Here is a 16,622-nt window from a genome sequence, read left to right as displayed (position 1 = left end):
GCCTCGTTTGTCGTGTGCTCCTGCCACTGCCCGACGGACAGCTGGCGCATCCTTCTGGATGGGGGGAGGCGTGTTACCATTCAAGGCCAGACGGCACTTCATGCGCCGGCCCATTGTTCATGATACGCAAGGCGCGTATCCAAGTCAGCGGAGAGCTAGATGCCTACGGTCAACCGGTCTGCCCTGGTTCGGCACTCGGCCCAGGCGATGTTCGATCTGGTCAATGATTTCGAGCGTTACCCCGAATTCCTGCCGGGCTGCAGTGATGCCCAGTTGCTTGAGCAGGATGACGCCCATCTGGTGGGCAGGCTGACTCTGTCCAAGGCGGGCATGGAGCAGAGCTTCGTGACCCGCAATGATCTGTTCGCCCCCCAGCGCATAGAGTTGAGTCTGGTCGACGGCCCTTTCAAGCGTCTCGAGGGACGCTGGCTGTTCACGCCGCTGAGCGAGGATGCCTGCAAGGTCTCGCTGGAGCTGGATTTCGAATTCAGCAATCGCCTGCTGGGCATGGCCTTCGGCAAGTTGTTCAGTCAGGTCGCCGGTCAGATGGTCGAGGCGTTCACGCGGCGTGCTGACCAGCTGTACGGCGCGAATTGATGTCCGCCACAGGCAAGGCCGTAGAGAAGGCCTGATGACGTGGTCTGAAAGGTGAGTCCGACAGGAGCAAGCATGAGCGACAGAATCACGGTCGAGGTGGCCTATGCGCTGCCGGAGAAGCAGAAGATCGTCTCCCTGGCCGTCGCGCCGGGAACCACGGCGCGCGAGGCCGTGCGCATGGCACATCTCGAGCAACATTTCCCGACACTGGGCGCCGAGGTCTTTCTCGAGGCGGATCTCGGGATCTTCGGCAAGGCGCTGCGCAAGCCCGATGAGCACGTGCTGGATGCCGGTGACCGGGTCGAGGTCTACCGTGCCTTGATCAACGACCCCAAGCTTGCTCGCAAGCGCCGAGCCGACAAGGCACGCGCCGAGAAGTAGCGGTGTCCTCACCGGGCATCGGCGACCGTACGCAAGACGGGGCACCCTGGGGTGCCCCGTCTGTCATCACGACTCGGTCCATCGTGCTGTCCGAGCGCTTGCGGGCATGCCGTTTCCCGCCAGCCGGCCCCGTCGATGACGGGCCCGCTGGCGGTCGACTTACAGCTCGTCCGGCAGGTCAGCGGCGCCTGCACCACTGTCGTTGCGGTTCGGCTGTGCGGCACGCGGGTCGATGTCGAGGTCCGGCACGATGACGGTCTCCTTGTCGATGTCGCCGCTCTTGTCGATGGTGGAAAGCACATCGCCGTCGAAATTCAGCGTGACGCGCTTGTTGATGATCTCGCCGTCCGCTTTCTTGAGGCGATATACGTAGTCCCAGCTATTCTCACTGAAGGGAGCGGTTAGCAGCGGTGAACCCATCACATAGATGACCTGTTCGCGGCTCATGCCCGGCTTCAATTGCTCGACCATTTCCGGCTTGATCAGGTTGCCCTGTGGAAGGTCGCGCTTGTAGACGCTGAAGTAGCTACACCCGGTGAGCAGCGACAGGGCGCTGCAAAAGGCGACTGTTTTGATCAAGTTTTGCATTTGCCCTGAAGATTCCCTATCGTTTTGCCTTGGCCGATCATACCTGATACATCAAGCGACTGCGAAGAGTACCCCAGCATGGCCGATCAGAACCATGAACTGCGCAAGGCGGGACTCAAGGTAACCCTACCGCGAGTCAAGATCCTGCAGATCCTCGAGAAATCGATGGATCGACACCTGAGTGCCGAGGACGTGTACAAGGCGTTGCTTGAGGCTGGCGAAGATGTCGGTCTGGCGACGGTTTATCGTGTGCTCACCCAGTTTGAAACTGCTGGACTGGTGATGCGTCACAATTTCGATGGCGGCCATGCTGTCTTCGAATTGTCCCAGGAAGAACACCATGACCACATGGTATGTCTGGACAGCGGCGAGATCATAGAGTTCTGTGATCCCGAGATCGAGCGCCGCCAGCGCGAGATCGTCGAGGAGCATGGCTATGAGCTGGTCGAGCATGCGCTGGTGCTCTACGTGCGTCCCAAGGACACCAAGAGCGACAGCTGATGCTCAGGCCTCGCCTGTGTCAGGGATGACAAGGTTCGCTGCAGGACAGAAACACCAACGGCCGCCCCACAGGGGCGGCCGTTGGTGTTTCTGGCGTTCGAACTGCCAGGAGGTTCATTGGACGAATGGACGTCGGGAAGGCGGCCTGTCGGGGCTCAGTGACGGCTGTCCGCCGCGCTGAGCATCTCGCGAGCGTGTGCCAGGGTCTGCTCGGACAGGTGAATGCCGCCCAGCATGCGTGCCAGCTCCCGCACGCGGCCACTCTCGTCCAGCAGTGCCATGTGGGTACGTGTGGTGTTCTTCTCTGCCTGCTTCTCGATATGCAGATGTTGATGCGCCTGGGCCGCGACCTGAGGCAGGTGGGTGACGGTCAGCACCTGACCCTTGTCGCCCAGTCGGCGCAGCAGCTGACCGACGATCTCGGCGGTCGCACCGGAGATGCCGACATCCACTTCATCGAAGACCAGGCTCGGAATGGTCGAGCGACTGGCGGCCACCACCTGAATGGCCAGCGAGACGCGGGACAGTTCACCGCCCGAAGCGACCTTGGCCAGCGCCCGCGGCGGCTGCCCCGGGTTGGCACTGATGCGGAAGTGGATGCGCTCCATGCCTTCGGGTTGCGGGCGCTCGCGTGGCTCGACGGCAACCTCGAACGTCGCCTTACCCATGCCGAGGAAGGCCAGTTGATCCTGGATGTCGCTGGCCAGCTGAGGGGCGGCAGCGGCTCGTGACGTCCCGACCTCAGTAGCCAGGATCTTCCAGGCATCCCGGCGGGCCGCCACTTCCTGACGCAGGGCCTCGATGGCCTCCTCGTCACCCCCGAGCCCTTCCAGCTCCTCGCTCAGTCGCTGGTGCAGGCCATGCAGCTCCTCGGGCAAGACATGATGCTTGCGGGCGATCTGGTGGATGCGCCCAAGGCGCTCATCGACGAAGGCCAGGCGCTCCGGGTCGAGTTCGGTGACTTCGACGAAGCGGTTCAGCTCGCGTGCCGCTTCTTCTATCTGGATGCGTGCCTCTTCCAGCATGCCCAGTGCGCTGGCCAGCGAACCCTGCTCGCTGCCCGGCAAGTGTGTCAGTCGCGCCACGGCCTGATTGAGGCGCGCGAGGGCGCCTTCATCATCATGATCGCAGCACTCGGCGGCGGCCTGTGCCTCGCTGAGAATCTGTTCGGCATTGGCCAGGGTTTCCTGCTCCTGCTCCAGTGCCTCCAGCTCGCCTTCGCTGAGTGCCAGCTCATCAAGCTCCTCGACCTGATAGCGCAACAGCTGGCGACGAGCGCGTACCTCGTCGCCATCATTGCTCATGCGCTTGAGGCGGCGATGTGCCTCCTGCCAGTGGCGGAAGTCCTCGCGCAGCTGGGTGACCTGCGTCTCGATCCCGGCGTACTCGTCGAGCTGACGCAGGTGCGTCTCTTCCTTCAGCAGCGAGTGGTGGGCGTGCTGGGAATGGATGTCGATCAGGTGCTCACCCAGTTCCCGCAGGTCCGCGATGGTGCAGGGGGTGCCGTTGATCCAGGCCTTCGAGCGTCCGCTGGCGGTGATCACCCGGCGCAGCAGGCAGTCGTCGCTGCCCAGCTCGCGTTCGTCCAGCCATTCACGCGCGTCGCTGAGGCTTGTGATATCGAAGCGTGCGATGAGATCCGCGCGATCCGCGCCGTGTCGCACGCTGCCGGCATCGGCACGTTCGCCCAGGCACAGACCGAGCGCACCGAGCAGGATGGACTTGCCGGCCCCCGTCTCGCCGGTGATGGCGGTCATGCCGCGGCGAAAATCGAGTTCCAGTGTCTCGACGATGGCGAAATCTTGAATGGCGAGCTGTAGCAGCATGACTACCTCCGAAGGGAAGCTGGGGCGTACGCCGTGCCGATCATTGCCCGTTTCGGGGGTGACTACGGAGTCGCCATACAGGATGTACATACAGTGTATATGGCTTTTTATACAGCACGCTCCGTCGGCCTTCAATCCATGCCGGACTCAGCTGGCAGAAAAGCCGCATCGAAGGCTTGAGAAGCCGAGTGCCGGCCCCATATAAAGGCCCTGACACTCATCGTCGGCAGCAATGGCGCGGCCTTGCTGCCCTACAGGCAACTCATGGCCTGTCTTCAGGGGTTTGCCTTCGTCGTCTCGAGGCAGGCTCCGCAGGCCACGAACAGGGCAATGGCGCACAGACGTCGGCCCGCAGGAGAACAGCATGGCTCAGGATCCGCAGACCCCGATGGATGAAGAACTTCAGCGTGCCGCTCGCGACGCCGAGCCGCAGCCGGAAACTCCGGAAGGCGAAGTGATTGAAGACATACTGGATGCCACCGATGTCGCCGCCGAAAGCGAAGGTGAGCTGATCGACAATCCGGAAGCCGAGATGCTGGCCGCTCAGGTCGAGGAACTCGAGCAGGCGGTGAAGGAGGCGAAGGACCAGGCGCTGCGTTCAGCTGCCGAGGCGCAGAACGCGCGCCGTCGCGCCGAACAGGATGCCGAGAAGGCTCGCAAGTTCGCGCTGGAGAAGTTCGTCAAGGAAATGCTGCCGGTGGTGGACTCGCTCGAGAAGGCGCTTGAGTCCATGAGCGACGACGAGGCAGCCAAGGCACATGTCGAAGGTATCGAGATGACCTTGAAAATGCAGCTGGATGCCCTGAACAAGTCAGGCGTCGAGCAGCTGGACCCCCACGGCGAGCCCTTCGACCCGGAATACCATCAGGCGGTCGCCATGGTGCCATCTCCGGATGCCGAGCCGAACAGCGTCATCGACGTGATGCAGAAGGGCTACACCCTCAATGGTCGTTTGGTGCGTCCGGCGATGGTCGCGGTCAGCAAGGCCAACTGAGGCCCTGCGGGGTCGAGTGGCCATGAGGGCATGTGTCGTGATGGCACATGCCCGCCCTGCGGGGCTTCAAGGAGGATCAGGGCGGCAAAAAATGCCAGCACACCCTTGAAAGCCTGACGCGCGACCCCACTTATTGAAGCAAGTTCAGGTGCCGACACAAGGTACCGACAACCAGACTCATCTTTCAGGCTAGCAACAGATTCGAGGTATACGATTATGGGACGCATCATCGGTATTGACTTGGGTACTACCAACTCTTGTGTGGCAGTGCTCGACGGCGACAAGACCAAGGTCATCGAAAACGCTGAAGGTGGCCGCACCACGCCGTCCATCATCGCTTACACCGACGACAACGAGATCCTTGTCGGTCAGTCGGCCAAGCGTCAGGCAGTGACCAACCCGGAGAACACCCTGTTCGCGGTCAAGCGTCTGATCGGTCGCAAGTTCAAGGATGATGTCGTCCAGAAAGACATCAAGATGGTGCCGTACAAGATCGTCGAAGCCGACAATGGCGATGCCTGGGTCCAGGTGAAGGACAAGAAGATGGCACCGCCGCAGATCAGTGCGGAAATCCTCAAGAAGATGAAGAAGACCGCGGAAGACTACCTCGGTGAAGAAGTCACCGAAGCGGTCATCACCGTGCCGGCCTACTTCAACGACTCCCAGCGTCAGGCGACCAAGGACGCCGGCCGCATCGCGGGTCTCGAGGTCAAGCGCATCATCAACGAGCCGACTGCCGCGGCACTCGCCTACGGCATGGACAAGTCTCGTGGTGACAAGACCATCGCGGTCTACGACCTGGGTGGCGGTACCTTCGATATCTCCATCATCGAAGTCGCGGACGTCGACGGTGAGACCCAGTTCGAAGTGCTCGCCACCAACGGCGACACCTTCCTGGGCGGTGAAGATTTCGACATGCATCTGATCAACTACCTCGTTGACCAGTTCAAGTCCGACAGCGGCATCGACCTGTCCGGCGACAATCTCGCCATGCAGCGTCTGAAGGAAGCTGCCGAGAAGGCCAAGATCGAGCTGTCCAGCGCTCAGCAGACCGACGTGAACCTGCCGTACATCACCGCAGACAACACCGGTCCGAAGCACCTGAACGTCAAGGTGACCCGTTCCAAGCTCGAGTCGCTGGTCGATGAACTGGTCGCTCGCTCCCTGAAGCCGTGCCAGACCGCTCTGGCCGATGCCGGCCTGTCCGCTTCCGAGATCGACGATGTCATCCTGGTCGGTGGTCAGACTCGCATGCCGCTGGTGCAGTCCAAGGTCGCTGAATTCTTCGGCAAGGAAGCGCGCAAGGACGTCAACCCGGATGAAGCGGTCGCCGTCGGCGCCGGTATCCAGGGTGGCGTGCTGGGTGGCGACGTCAAGGACGTGCTGCTGCTGGACGTGACGCCGCTGACGCTGGGCATCGAGACCATGGGTGGCGTGCTGACTCCGCTGATCGAGAAGAACACCACCATCCCGACCAAGAAGTCTCAGGTGTTCTCCACCGCTGACGACAACCAGGGCGCGGTGACCATCCACGTCCTGCAGGGTGAGCGCAAGCAGGCGGCACAGAACAAGTCCCTGGGGCGTTTCGACCTGGCCGACATTCCGCCGGCCCCGCGTGGTGTGCCGCAGATCGAAGTCGCCTTCGATCTGGATGCCAACGGTATCCTGAACGTGTCCGCCAAGGACAAGGCCACCGGCAAGGAACAGTCCATCGTCATCAAGTCTTCCGGCGGCCTGTCCGACGAAGAGATCGAACAGATGGTGCGTGACGCGGAAGCCAACGCCGACGAAGACAAGAAGTTCGAGGAAATGGTTCAGCTGCGCAATCAGGCCGATGGCATGATCCACGCGACCAGAAAGACCCTGACCGAAGCCGGTGACAAGGCCGAGGCCAGCGAGAAGGAAGCCATCGAGACGGCGATCTCCGAGCTGGAAGAAGCCCTGAAAGGCGACGACAAGGACGCGATCCAGGCCAAGCTGGATGCGCTGACCGAAGCCTCCGGCAACCTGGCGCAGAAGATGTATGCCGAGCAGGGTGCCCAGGGTGAGCAGGCTGGCGACGGTCAGGCTGACAAGAAGCAAGACGACGACGTGGTTGACGCCGAGTACGAGGAAGTCAACGACGACAAGAAGTCCTGAGGGATCTCTTGAACGACGTCTGATGACAGCGCGGGAGCCTTGCGAAGGTGTCCCGCGTTGTCGTTTGCACCGGTAGCGTATCGCGTGGGCGCACGCTGTCGGTGACAGCCGATATCCCAGAACAGACAGGCAGCCTTGGGCTGCCAGCAATCCAGGCGGACCTGATCCATGTCCAAGCGTGATTATTACGAAGTGCTTGGTGTCGAGCGTGGCGCCGACACCAAGGACATCAAGAAGGCGTACCGACGCCTGGCTCAGAAGCATCACCCTGACCGCAATCCGGATGACGAGGCCTCGGCGGAGAAGTTCCGCGAAGTGTCGGAAGCCTATGAAGTGCTGTCCGATGCGGACAAGCGCGCGGCCTATGACCAGTTCGGTCATGCCGGTGTCGACGGCCAGGGCGGCGGTGGCTTCGGCGGCGGTGGCTTTGGTGGTGGTGGTGCCGGTGGCTTCGGCGACGTGTTCGGCGATGTCTTCGGTGACATCTTCGGTGGCGGCGGTGGCCGTCGCAATCCGAACGCTCCTCAGCGTGGCAGCGACCTGCGCTACAACCTTGATCTCGATCTGGAATCGGCGGTCGCCGGTACCACGGTCGACATCCGTGTGCCGCGTCTGGCTGCCTGTGGTCACTGTGATGGTGACGGCGCCGAGCCGGGTTCCACTAAGGAAACCTGCCCGACCTGCAACGGCATGGGCAAGGTGCGCATGCAGCAGGGCTTCTTCGCGGTCGAGCAGGCATGTCCGACCTGCCACGGGCGTGGCGAGAAGATCAGTGTGCCGTGCCGCAAGTGTCACGGCGAAGGCCGCGTGCAGGAATCCAAGACCCTCTCGGTCAAGATTCCGCCGGGCGTCGATACCGGTGACCGCATCCGCCTGAACGGCGAAGGCGAGGGCGGTGTCAACGGCGGGCCGTCAGGTGATCTGTATGTCCAGGTCAATCTGCGCGAGCACGAGATCTTCAAGCGTGATGGGCGTCACCTGCAGTGTGAAGTGCCGATCAGCTTCGTGGATGCAGCGCTCGGTGGTGAGCTCAACGTCCCGACGCTGGATGGTCGTGTCGTGCTCAAGATTCCGGCCGAGACCCAGACGGGCAAGTTGTTCCGACTGCGCGGCAAGGGCGTCAAGCCGGTGCGTGGTGGCCCTGCCGGCGATCTGCTGTGCAAGGTGGTCATCGAGACACCTGTCAGCCTGAACGAGGAGCAGAAGGAGCTGCTGCGCCAGTTCCAGCAGAGCCTTGGCGATACCGGCAAGAGCCACTCGCCGAAGGAGAACAGCTTCTTCGATGGCGTGAAGAAGTTCTTCGAGGACATGAAGCCCTAGGCTGCGTCTTCCTTCTCCTTCGCGCTGGCGGATGCGCAACGCGAAAGCCCCACCCCGATGACTCGGGAGTGGGGCTTTTTCATTGTCAGGGTTCGCCTGACATGTCATCAGCGATGCGCTGTCAGGCGATGTTTCACTCTTGAGAGGCTGGCGTGAAGGCCTCGGGCTCGATCACCGCGAAACAGCTCAGCAGCGTGGTCTGGAAGCTGCTGAAGTTGTCATCCGAGACCATCAGGAAGCGATTGCCCTCCAGGTGCGTGAGCCCTTCGAAGTTGTCCAGTGACCACCCCTCGCCACTCGACAGGCGGGCAAGGGTGCGGACCTCGACAGTCGTCCCCGGCTCTCCCAGATGCGCGCGACGCAGGCTGATGACCAGCGGATAGGGCGGCGAGAAGGCGCGCTCCAGCATCAGGATGTCCCCGTCCGGCAGCATCTCCATGGCGGTCAGGCTCGAGCCCGTGTCGCTGGCCAGTGGATAGCGCCATTCCTGCTTGCCATCCAGCGTGAACAGGCGCGTGGTGCCTTCGTCCATGCCCTCCGGGGTGGCTTCCAGACCGGCGAGCAGGCCGTACTCGGGGTGCAGGGTCAGCGCCTCCATGCCATTGTTGGGGGCGGCACCGCGTACGCCCACGGGGGTGGCGGGTTCGCTGATCGCCAGTCCGCTGGGCAGGAAGTGCTCGACTCGGGGTTGCTGCTCGAAGCTGATGACCAGACGGGTATCGCCGCGCCGGCCGTTGTGGTCCTTCAGCAGCTGCATGCCTTCGGCATCGCTCAGGGCGCCTTGCAGGGAGATGTCGGTCTCGTCGCGCAGCGTATAGGTCTTGAGTGCCTTGGCACCGACCAGCTCCCCATGGCGGAAGGCCAGACGCAGGCGGTGCAGCCAGCCTCGGTCCGACACGGCGTACAGCAGGGATTCATCCTTGTCCCAGCCGATATCGGACAGGCCGCCGACGGGGGTGCCATCCAGCCACTTGCCTGGCAGCTTGAGGGTGCCGCACCACTGGATCTCCGGCAGCTGGCTCATCTGCTCCGGCGAGGCCAGCGAGTAGGGGCGCGGGTGAACGCCACAGGCACTCAGCAGGCCGGCAACTGCCGTGGCAAGGGTTGCGAGGCGCAGCAGGCGCCAATGACGAATGGCATAACGATGAAGTAGCGACATGCTGACTCCGGGAACTGAGCGGTGAAGAGGGAGTGGCGTGGACGGGCAGGAACTCAGTCTCCCGCTACTCTAGCGCGTAACGGGGGCAAATACATGACGTCAGCCAACGCTGCAGGCGGCTGATATACTCGCGGGGACAGCACAGGTGGTACACCCTCATCATCGCCGTGGGGTGGCTGCCCTCAAGACCCACAACAGGCAGGAGTCAGCATGACCCGTATCGCAATCATGGGCGTCGCCGGACGCATGGGACGCACGTTGGTCGAGGCCGTCGGTGCCGTGGAAGGCCTGACGCTGACAGCGGGCATCGTCGAGGCCGGTAGCTCCCTGGCAGGTGCCGACATCGGCGAGCTGGCGGGGCAGGGGCGTCTGGGTGTGGTCGCCAGTGACAGTCTGGCCGCCGTGGTGGATGACGTTGATGTCGTGATCGATTTCACCGCGCCGCAGGTGACGCTGGCCAACCTGGCGTTGTGCTCGGAGCACGGCAAGCGCATGGTCATCGGCACGACCGGTTTCAGCCCGGAGCAGCTCGAGCAACTGGATGGCTATCGCGACAGCGTGCCCTTCGTGTTTGCCGCCAACATGAGCTCCGGCGTCAATCTGACGCTGAAGCTGCTGGAAACGGCAGCCCGGGCACTGGGGGATGCGGGGTATGACATCGAGATCATCGAGGCGCACCACCGCCACAAGGTCGATGCCCCCTCCGGCACGGCACTGGCGATGGGCGAGGCGGTGGCACATGCCATCGGTCGTGATCTCGAGACCCACGGTGTCTTTGCACGCGAAGGGCAGTGTGGTCCGCGCACCGACAAGGAAATCGGCTTCGCCACCGTGCGTGCCGGTGACATCGTCGGCGAGCATACCGTGATGTTCGCCACCGAAGGCGAGCGCATCGAGATCACCCACAAGGCCTCAAGCCGCATGACCTTCGCCAAGGGCGCGGCGCGTGCCGCCGAGTGGCTGTCAGCGCGTGGCGTCGGACGCTACGACATGCAGGACGTGCTGGGTCTCAAGTGATGTCCCGTCGGGGGCTCGGGTCGAGATCGCGTCCCGGGCACTCGATTTGCCGCGTTCGAGTGGCTTCCGGGCGCATCGTGGAAGCTGTCACCGCCGACAGGATATTGTCGGTCGGCGGTGATGGATGTTGCACCTTGCGGCGGGAAACGTTCCTGGCAGGTGATTCGGGGGACAGGCTCGCGATCACTCCCGATGCTCCGCAAGCTGACTGCTGTGACGAAACGACCGTATGGTGGGCACTGCCGCCCGCTCGCGGTGCAGTCATGGGGTGGTCAGCACCGCAGGATTCGGGTAATCTCTACCCAATTTGGCCGCACTCTTGGGGCCGCTGTGACAAGCAATATTCCGAAGAATGATAACAAGCGGGATGAAGCCTGATTTTTCGGTTTCGTCCCGCTTTTTTGCAGCCTGAATTTGCCGCTTCCGGCGAGCGCTCCTCACATGGGGAAGGCGCGTGGGAAGAGTGGCAGCGGGACCCAGACTCGGCGTCAGCCGAGTACGACAATCAAGCAGCATGTCCGGTGTTCGACCGCGGATTCCGGGCAGGAAAGTGGACACTTAGGGGAGGACGTTGCGTTGATCAAACCCGCGATACTGGCCTTGGAAGACGGCAGTGTATTTCACGGCAGCGCCATCGGCGCTGATGGGCAGACCAGTGGCGAGGTGGTGTTCAACACTGCCATGACCGGCTACCAGGAAATCCTGACCGATCCCTCCTACACCCGACAGATCGTCACTCTGACGTATCCGCACATCGGCAATACCGGCATCAACGACGAGGACAACGAGTCCGATCATGTCGCGGCCGCCGGCCTGGTCATCCGCGACCTCCCGCTGCTGGCCAGCAACTTCCGCTCCACTCGCTCTCTCGATCAGTACCTGCGTGACGAGAATGTCGTCGGCATCGCGGATATCGATACGCGTCGTTTGACGCGCATCCTGCGCGAGAAGGGCTCGCTGAACGGCGCCATTCTCGCCGGTGAGGATGCTCAGGGAGATGACGCCGTCGAGCGTGCGCTGGAAGCCGCTCGTGCCTTCCCGGGCCTCAAGGGCATGGACCTGGCCAAGGAAGTCTCCTGCCGCGAGTCATTCGAGTGGCACGAAGGCGAATGGACCCTGGGAGAAGGCTACGCCGACACCCGTGAGTCAGAGCGCCCCTTCCACGTGGTCGCCTACGACTACGGCGTCAAGCACAACATCCTGCGCATGCTGGCCTCGCGTGGCTGCCGTCTGACCGTCGTGCCGGCGCAGACGCCTGCCGCCGAGGTGCTGGCGCTCAACCCGGATGGCATCTTCCTGTCCAACGGTCCGGGCGACCCCGAACCCTGCGACTACGCCATCACCGCGATTCGTGAAGTGCTCGAGACCGAGACGCCGGTCTTCGGCATCTGCCTCGGTCACCAGCTGCTGGCCCTGGCCTCCGGTGCGACCACCGTCAAGATGGGCCACGGTCACCATGGTGCCAATCACCCGGTGCAGGATCTCGACAGTGGTGTGGTGATGATCACCAGTCAGAATCACGGCTTCGCGGTGGATGAAGCCGGTATGCCGAGCCATCTGCGCGCGACCCACAAGTCGCTGTTCGATGGCAGTCTGCAGGGCATCGAGCGCACCGACCGTCCGGCCTTCAGCTTCCAGGGTCACCCGGAAGCCAGCCCCGGCCCGCAGGACGTCGCCCCGCTGTTCGATCGTTTCATCGAGATGATGCGCGCGCGACGCTGAGCCGAGCGCAGGCCCGAGGGCCTGATCCATCGTTGAGTTCAGTCACCAGATCATTGCGGGAAGAGACATGCCGAAACGTACAGACCTGAAAAGCATCCTGATCATCGGCGCCGGCCCCATCGTCATCGGCCAGGCGTGCGAGTTCGACTATTCCGGCGCACAGGCCTGCAAGGCCCTGCGTGAAGAGGGTTACCGGGTCATCCTGGTCAACTCCAACCCGGCCACCATCATGACCGACCCGGTGATGGCCGACGCGACCTACATCGAGCCGATCACCTGGGAGACCGTGGCGCGCATCATCGAGAAGGAGCGTCCGGACGCCATCCTGCCGACCATGGGTGGCCAGACCGCACTGAACTGTGCACTGGCCCTGGAGCGCGAAGGCGTGCTCGAGAAATTCGGCGTCGAGATGATCGGTGCCAACGCCGATACCATCGACAAGGCCGAAGACCGTGATCGCTTCGACAAGGCGATGAAGAAGATCGGCCTGGCGTGCCCGAAGGCCAAGGTCGCACACTCCATGGAAGAGGCCTGGGAAATCCAGGCCGAGCTGGGCTTCCCGTCCATCATCCGTCCCAGCTTCACCATGGGCGGTTCCGGCGGCGGCGTGGCGTACAACCGTGAAGAATTCGAAGAGATCTGCCATCGCGGTTTCGAGCTGTCGCCGACCCGTGAGCTGTTGATCGACGAATCGCTGCTGGGCTGGAAGGAATACGAGATGGAGGTCGTTCGTGACAAGAACGACAACTGCATCATCGTGTGTGCCATCGAGAACTTCGACCCGATGGGCGTGCATACCGGTGACTCCATCACTGTCGCCCCGGCACAGACCCTGACCGACAAGGAATACCAGCTGATGCGTGATGCATCGCTGGCCGTCCTGCGCGAGATCGGTGTCGAGACCGGTGGCTCCAACGTCCAGTTCGGCATCTGCCCGGACACCGGTCGCATGGTCGTGATCGAGATGAACCCGCGCGTGTCGCGCTCCTCTGCACTGGCCTCCAAGGCGACCGGTTTCCCGATCGCTAAGATCGCCGCCAAGCTGGCCATCGGGTATACCCTGGACGAGCTGCAGAACGACATCACCGGTGGCAAGACGCCGGCGTCCTTCGAGCCGTCCATCGACTATGTCGTCACCAAGATTCCGCGCTTCACCTTCGAGAAGTTCCCGCAGGCCAATGACCGTCTGACCACGCAGATGAAGTCGGTCGGCGAAGTCATGGCCATCGGTCGTACCTTCCAGGAATCCCTGCAGAAGGCACTGCGTGGCATGGAGACCGGTGTCGATGGTCTCGATCCCATCGTGGCCGACTACGGCGACGAGAACATGGCGCGCATCAAGGGCGAGCTGCAGGCCGCCGGTGCCGAGCGTATCTTCTACATCGCCGATGCCATGCGTGCCGGCCTTGGCATCGAAGAGATCTTCCGTCTCACCAACATCGACCGCTGGTACCTGGTGCAGCTGGCCGACCTGATCGCTCAGGAAGGCGAAGTGGCGGCAAGTTCTCTGGGCGAGATGGATGCCAATCGTCTGTTCCGTCTCAAGCGCAAGGGCTTCAGTGATGCCCGTCTGGCGCGCCTGATGGGCGTGTCCGAGAAGGCCTTCCGCAAGCATCGTCAGCAGCAGGGCATCCGCCCGGTCTACAAGCGTGTCGATACCTGTGCCGCGGAGTTCGCTTCCGACACCGCCTACATGTACTCCACCTACGAGGAGGAGTGTGAGGCCGAGGTCAGCGACAAGAAGAAGATCATGGTGCTGGGCGGTGGTCCGAACCGCATCGGTCAGGGCATCGAGTTCGACTACTGCTGCGTCCACGCCTCCCTCGCCATGCGCGCGGACGGCTACGAGACCATCATGGTCAACTGCAACCCGGAAACCGTGTCCACCGATTACGACACCTCCGATCGCCTCTACTTCGAGCCGGTGACGCTGGAAGACGTGCTGGAGATCGCCGACAAGGAACAGCCTGTCGGTGTCATCGTCCAGTTCGGCGGTCAGACGCCGCTGAAGCTGGCCCGTGAGCTCGAGGCCGCCGGTGTGCCGATCATCGGTACCACGCCGGACGCCATCGATCGCGCCGAAGACCGCGAACGTTTCCAGCAGATGATCGAGAAGCTCGGTCTCATCCAGCCGGAAAACGCCACCGCACGCAGCTTCGAGGAGGCCTTCGTCAAGGCCGAAACCATCGGCTACCCGCTGGTGGTGCGTCCGAGCTACGTGCTGGGCGGCCGCGCGATGGAAATCGTCTACTCCGCCTCCGAGCTCGAGAACTACATGACCCACGCGGTCAAGGTCTCCAATGACTCGCCGGTGCTGCTGGACCACTTCCTGAATGCCGCCATCGAGGTCGACATCGACGCGGTGTCCGATGGCAAGCAGGTCGTGATCGGCGCCATCATGCAGCACATCGAGCAGGCTGGTATCCACTCCGGTGACTCGGCGTGCGCACTGCCGCCTTACTCGCTGCCGGCAGACGTCCAGGAAGAGATGCGTGAGCAGGTCAAGCGCATGGCGCTGGAGCTCAACGTCGTCGGTCTGATGAACGTTCAGCTGGCTTGGCAGGATGGCGTGATCTACGTCATCGAGGTCAACCCGCGTGCCTCGCGTACCGTGCCGTTCGTCTCCAAGTGCATCGGCCAGTCACTGGCGCAGATCGCCGCGCGTTGCATGGCCGGCCAGACCCTGGAAGAGATCGGTTTCACCCAGGAAATCGTGCCGACCTTCTACAGCGTCAAGGAAGCGGTGCTGCCGTTCGCCAAGTTCCCGGGTGTCGATCCGATCCTGTCACCGGAAATGAAGTCCACCGGTGAAGTGATGGGCTCTGGCGATACCTTCGCCGAGGCCTTCTACAAGGCGCAGCTGGGCGCCGGGGAAGCCATCCCGACATTGACGGGCGATCGCAAGGCGTTCCTGTCCGTGCGCGAGTTCGACAAGGCGGGCGTTATCGAGGTGGCCCGCTCTCTGGTAACATTGGGCTTTACGCTTTGTGCTACCCGTGGCACGGCAGAGGTGATTGCCGCTGCCGGGCTCGAGGTTGAACCCGTCAACAAGGTGTTCGAGGGGCGGCCGCATATCGTCGACATGATCAAGAACGGCGAGATCGCCTACATCGTCAACACCACTGAGGGGCGTCAGGCCATCAATGACTCGTCCGTGATTCGCCGCACTGCGCTGGCGCACAAGGTGCCCTATGCCACGACGCTGGCGGGTGCCAATGCCGTGTGCATGGCGCTCGAGTACGGAAACGATGTCAAGGTCCGTCGTCTCCAGGATCTGCATGCAGGAGTCATGATATGAGTAGAAGTCCGATGACCGTCGAGGGCGAAGATCGCCTGCGCAAGGAGCTCGAGCACCTCAAGGGCACGGAACGCCCCAAGGTCATCGCTGACATCGCGGAAGCACGTGAGCACGGCGATCTCAAGGAGAACGCCGAGTATCACGCCGCGCGTGAGCAACAGGGTTTCATCGAGGGGCGTATCCAGGAGATTGAAGCCAAGCTCTCGATGTCCCAGGTCATCGATGTCACCAAGCTGCCCAAGACAGGCAAGGTGATCTTCGGTACCACGGTTGATCTGATGAACCTCGATGACGACAGCGAAGTGCGCTATCGCATCGTGGGTGAGGATGAGGCCAGCATCAAGGACGGCAAGATCTCCGTTACCTCACCGATCGCGCGTGCGCTGATCGGCAAGGAAGAAGGGGATGTCGTGGTCGTGCGTACCCCGGGTGGCGATGTGGAGTATGAAATCTCCGAAGTGCATCACATCTGAAGCACTTCACATCTGAAGAGCATCGCCTCTGATTCGTCAGATCCTGATGTCGTGACAGCCCTGCCGGTCATCCCGGCAGGGCTGTTTTTTTGCCTGCGGGCACGGAATCCTTCAGACAGACGGCTCTCAGCGTCATAAGGTCGTGATTGTCAGTCACAGAAAACAGAAACGCCGCCCTCATCGAGGGCGGCGTTTCTGTCTGCGGCAGGCGTGGCGTGCGAGGTGAGCCTCGTCAGGCCTGGGCCCGGCGGCTTACTTCTCGCTGAAGCGCTGTACGTTGGACAGCTTCGGCTTGGCCTGCGGGTTGCGGCGATACAGCAGGGCGATCTTGCCGATGCTCTGGATCAGGGTCGCGCCGGTTTCGCTGCACAGGTGGCGAGCCACCTCGCCGCGCGCTTCGCGATCATTGATCGCCAGCTTCAGCTTGATCAGCTCGTGATCGTGCAGCGCGCGCTCGAGTTCGGTCACGACGCCGTCGGAAAGGCCGTTTTCCGAGACGGTGACGATCGGGTCAAGATGGTGCCCGATGCTGCGAAATGCTTTCTTTTGTGACTGTGACAAGCTCATGGTATCGTAAAGTTTCCCTGTTGGCGTCCGATGGGAGCGG

14 protein-coding genes are annotated in these 16,622 nt (G+C 62.5%); 10 read left to right on the top strand and 4 right to left on the bottom strand.

From position 1 onward, the window contains the following. The first annotated feature begins 159 nt into the window (after positions 1 to 159). Both HXS65_RS09905 and HXS65_RS09900 read left to right on the top strand, forming a co-directional pair. The gene (locus HXS65_RS09905) at positions 160 to 597 is read left to right on the top strand and encodes a type II toxin-antitoxin system RatA family toxin (RefSeq protein WP_077379522.1); all 438 of its coding nucleotides are present in this window, start codon (positions 160 to 162) and stop codon (positions 595 to 597) included. A gap of 72 nt (positions 598 to 669) precedes the next feature. After that, positions 670 to 978 (top strand): RnfH family protein, encoded by a 309-nt coding sequence (locus HXS65_RS09900; protein ID WP_077379521.1) that lies wholly within the window; start codon positions 670 to 672, stop codon positions 976 to 978. 159 nt (positions 979 to 1,137) lie between these two features. Here HXS65_RS09900 and HXS65_RS09895 read toward each other — a convergent pair whose 3' ends face one another. Next, positions 1,138 to 1,566 carry an outer membrane protein assembly factor BamE gene (locus tag HXS65_RS09895; RefSeq protein WP_077379518.1) on the bottom strand — a complete coding sequence of 143 codons (429 nt, stop codon included), beginning with the start codon at positions 1,564 to 1,566 and terminating at the stop codon, positions 1,138 to 1,140. 78 nt (positions 1,567 to 1,644) lie between these two features. On the opposite strand from HXS65_RS09895, the gene fur reads away from it, so the two are divergent. Then, entirely contained in the window at positions 1,645 to 2,067 is a 423-nt protein-coding gene (fur, locus tag HXS65_RS09890; RefSeq protein ID WP_077379516.1) for a ferric iron uptake transcriptional regulator, read from the top strand. A gap of 155 nt (positions 2,068 to 2,222) precedes the next feature. On the opposite strand, the gene recN is transcribed toward fur, so the two are convergent. Further along, a complete protein-coding gene (recN, locus tag HXS65_RS09885; RefSeq protein WP_077379980.1) occupies positions 2,223 to 3,893 on the bottom strand; it encodes a DNA repair protein RecN in 1,671 nt (556 codons plus the stop codon). A gap of 364 nt (positions 3,894 to 4,257) precedes the next feature. On the opposite strand from recN, the gene grpE reads away from it, so the two are divergent. The 3 genes from grpE to dnaJ all read left to right on the top strand — a co-directional run bounded on the left by grpE (position 4,258) and on the right by dnaJ (position 8,346). After that, positions 4,258 to 4,887 (top strand): nucleotide exchange factor GrpE, encoded by a 630-nt coding sequence (gene grpE, locus HXS65_RS09880; protein ID WP_077379514.1) that lies wholly within the window; start codon positions 4,258 to 4,260, stop codon positions 4,885 to 4,887. A gap of 216 nt (positions 4,888 to 5,103) precedes the next feature. Further along, positions 5,104 to 7,026 carry a molecular chaperone DnaK gene (dnaK, locus tag HXS65_RS09875; RefSeq protein WP_077379512.1) on the top strand — a complete coding sequence of 641 codons (1,923 nt, stop codon included), beginning with the start codon at positions 5,104 to 5,106 and terminating at the stop codon, positions 7,024 to 7,026. Between the two features lie 168 nt (positions 7,027 to 7,194). Then, positions 7,195 to 8,346 carry a molecular chaperone DnaJ gene (gene dnaJ, locus HXS65_RS09870; protein WP_176493789.1) on the top strand — a complete coding sequence of 384 codons (1,152 nt, stop codon included), beginning with the start codon at positions 7,195 to 7,197 and terminating at the stop codon, positions 8,344 to 8,346. A 133-nt stretch (positions 8,347 to 8,479) separates the two neighbouring features. On the opposite strand, the gene HXS65_RS09865 is transcribed toward dnaJ, so the two are convergent. Further along, entirely contained in the window at positions 8,480 to 9,505 is a 1,026-nt protein-coding gene (locus tag HXS65_RS09865; RefSeq protein WP_077379508.1) for an esterase-like activity of phytase family protein, read from the bottom strand. 210 nt (positions 9,506 to 9,715) lie between these two features. On the opposite strand from HXS65_RS09865, the gene dapB reads away from it, so the two are divergent. The 4 genes from dapB to greA all read left to right on the top strand — a co-directional run bounded on the left by dapB (position 9,716) and on the right by greA (position 16,015). Then, positions 9,716 to 10,522, top strand: a complete 807-nt coding sequence (gene dapB / locus HXS65_RS09860) for a 4-hydroxy-tetrahydrodipicolinate reductase (protein WP_176493788.1) — start codon at positions 9,716 to 9,718, stop codon at positions 10,520 to 10,522. A gap of 576 nt (positions 10,523 to 11,098) precedes the next feature. Further along, positions 11,099 to 12,244 (top strand): glutamine-hydrolyzing carbamoyl-phosphate synthase small subunit, encoded by a 1,146-nt coding sequence (gene carA, locus HXS65_RS09855; protein ID WP_176493787.1) that lies wholly within the window; start codon positions 11,099 to 11,101, stop codon positions 12,242 to 12,244. A gap of 67 nt (positions 12,245 to 12,311) precedes the next feature. Next, a complete protein-coding gene (gene carB / locus HXS65_RS09850; protein WP_084209488.1) occupies positions 12,312 to 15,542 on the top strand; it encodes a carbamoyl-phosphate synthase large subunit in 3,231 nt (1,076 codons plus the stop codon). Then, on the top strand, positions 15,539 to 16,015 hold the full coding sequence (gene greA / locus HXS65_RS09845; protein WP_077379500.1) for a transcription elongation factor GreA: 477 nt from the start codon (positions 15,539 to 15,541) through the stop codon (positions 16,013 to 16,015). The genes carB and greA overlap by 4 nt, the downstream gene beginning before the upstream one ends. Before the next feature lie 252 nt (positions 16,016 to 16,267). Here the strand turns inward: greA and yhbY are convergent, their stop codons facing one another. After that, complete coding sequence (gene yhbY / locus HXS65_RS09840) at positions 16,268 to 16,582, bottom strand: ribosome assembly RNA-binding protein YhbY (protein ID WP_077379496.1); 315 nt, start codon at positions 16,580 to 16,582, stop codon at positions 16,268 to 16,270. Positions 16,583 to 16,622 lie beyond the last annotated feature (40 nt).

Origin of the sequence: Cobetia sp. 5-25-4-2 (genome assembly GCF_013374075.1) — a bacterium.
Taxonomy (GTDB): domain Bacteria; phylum Pseudomonadota; class Gammaproteobacteria; order Pseudomonadales; family Halomonadaceae; genus Cobetia; species Cobetia marina.
Note: the sequence above shows the minus strand (reverse complement) of the source record. Positions and strands in the feature narration are given on the sequence as shown.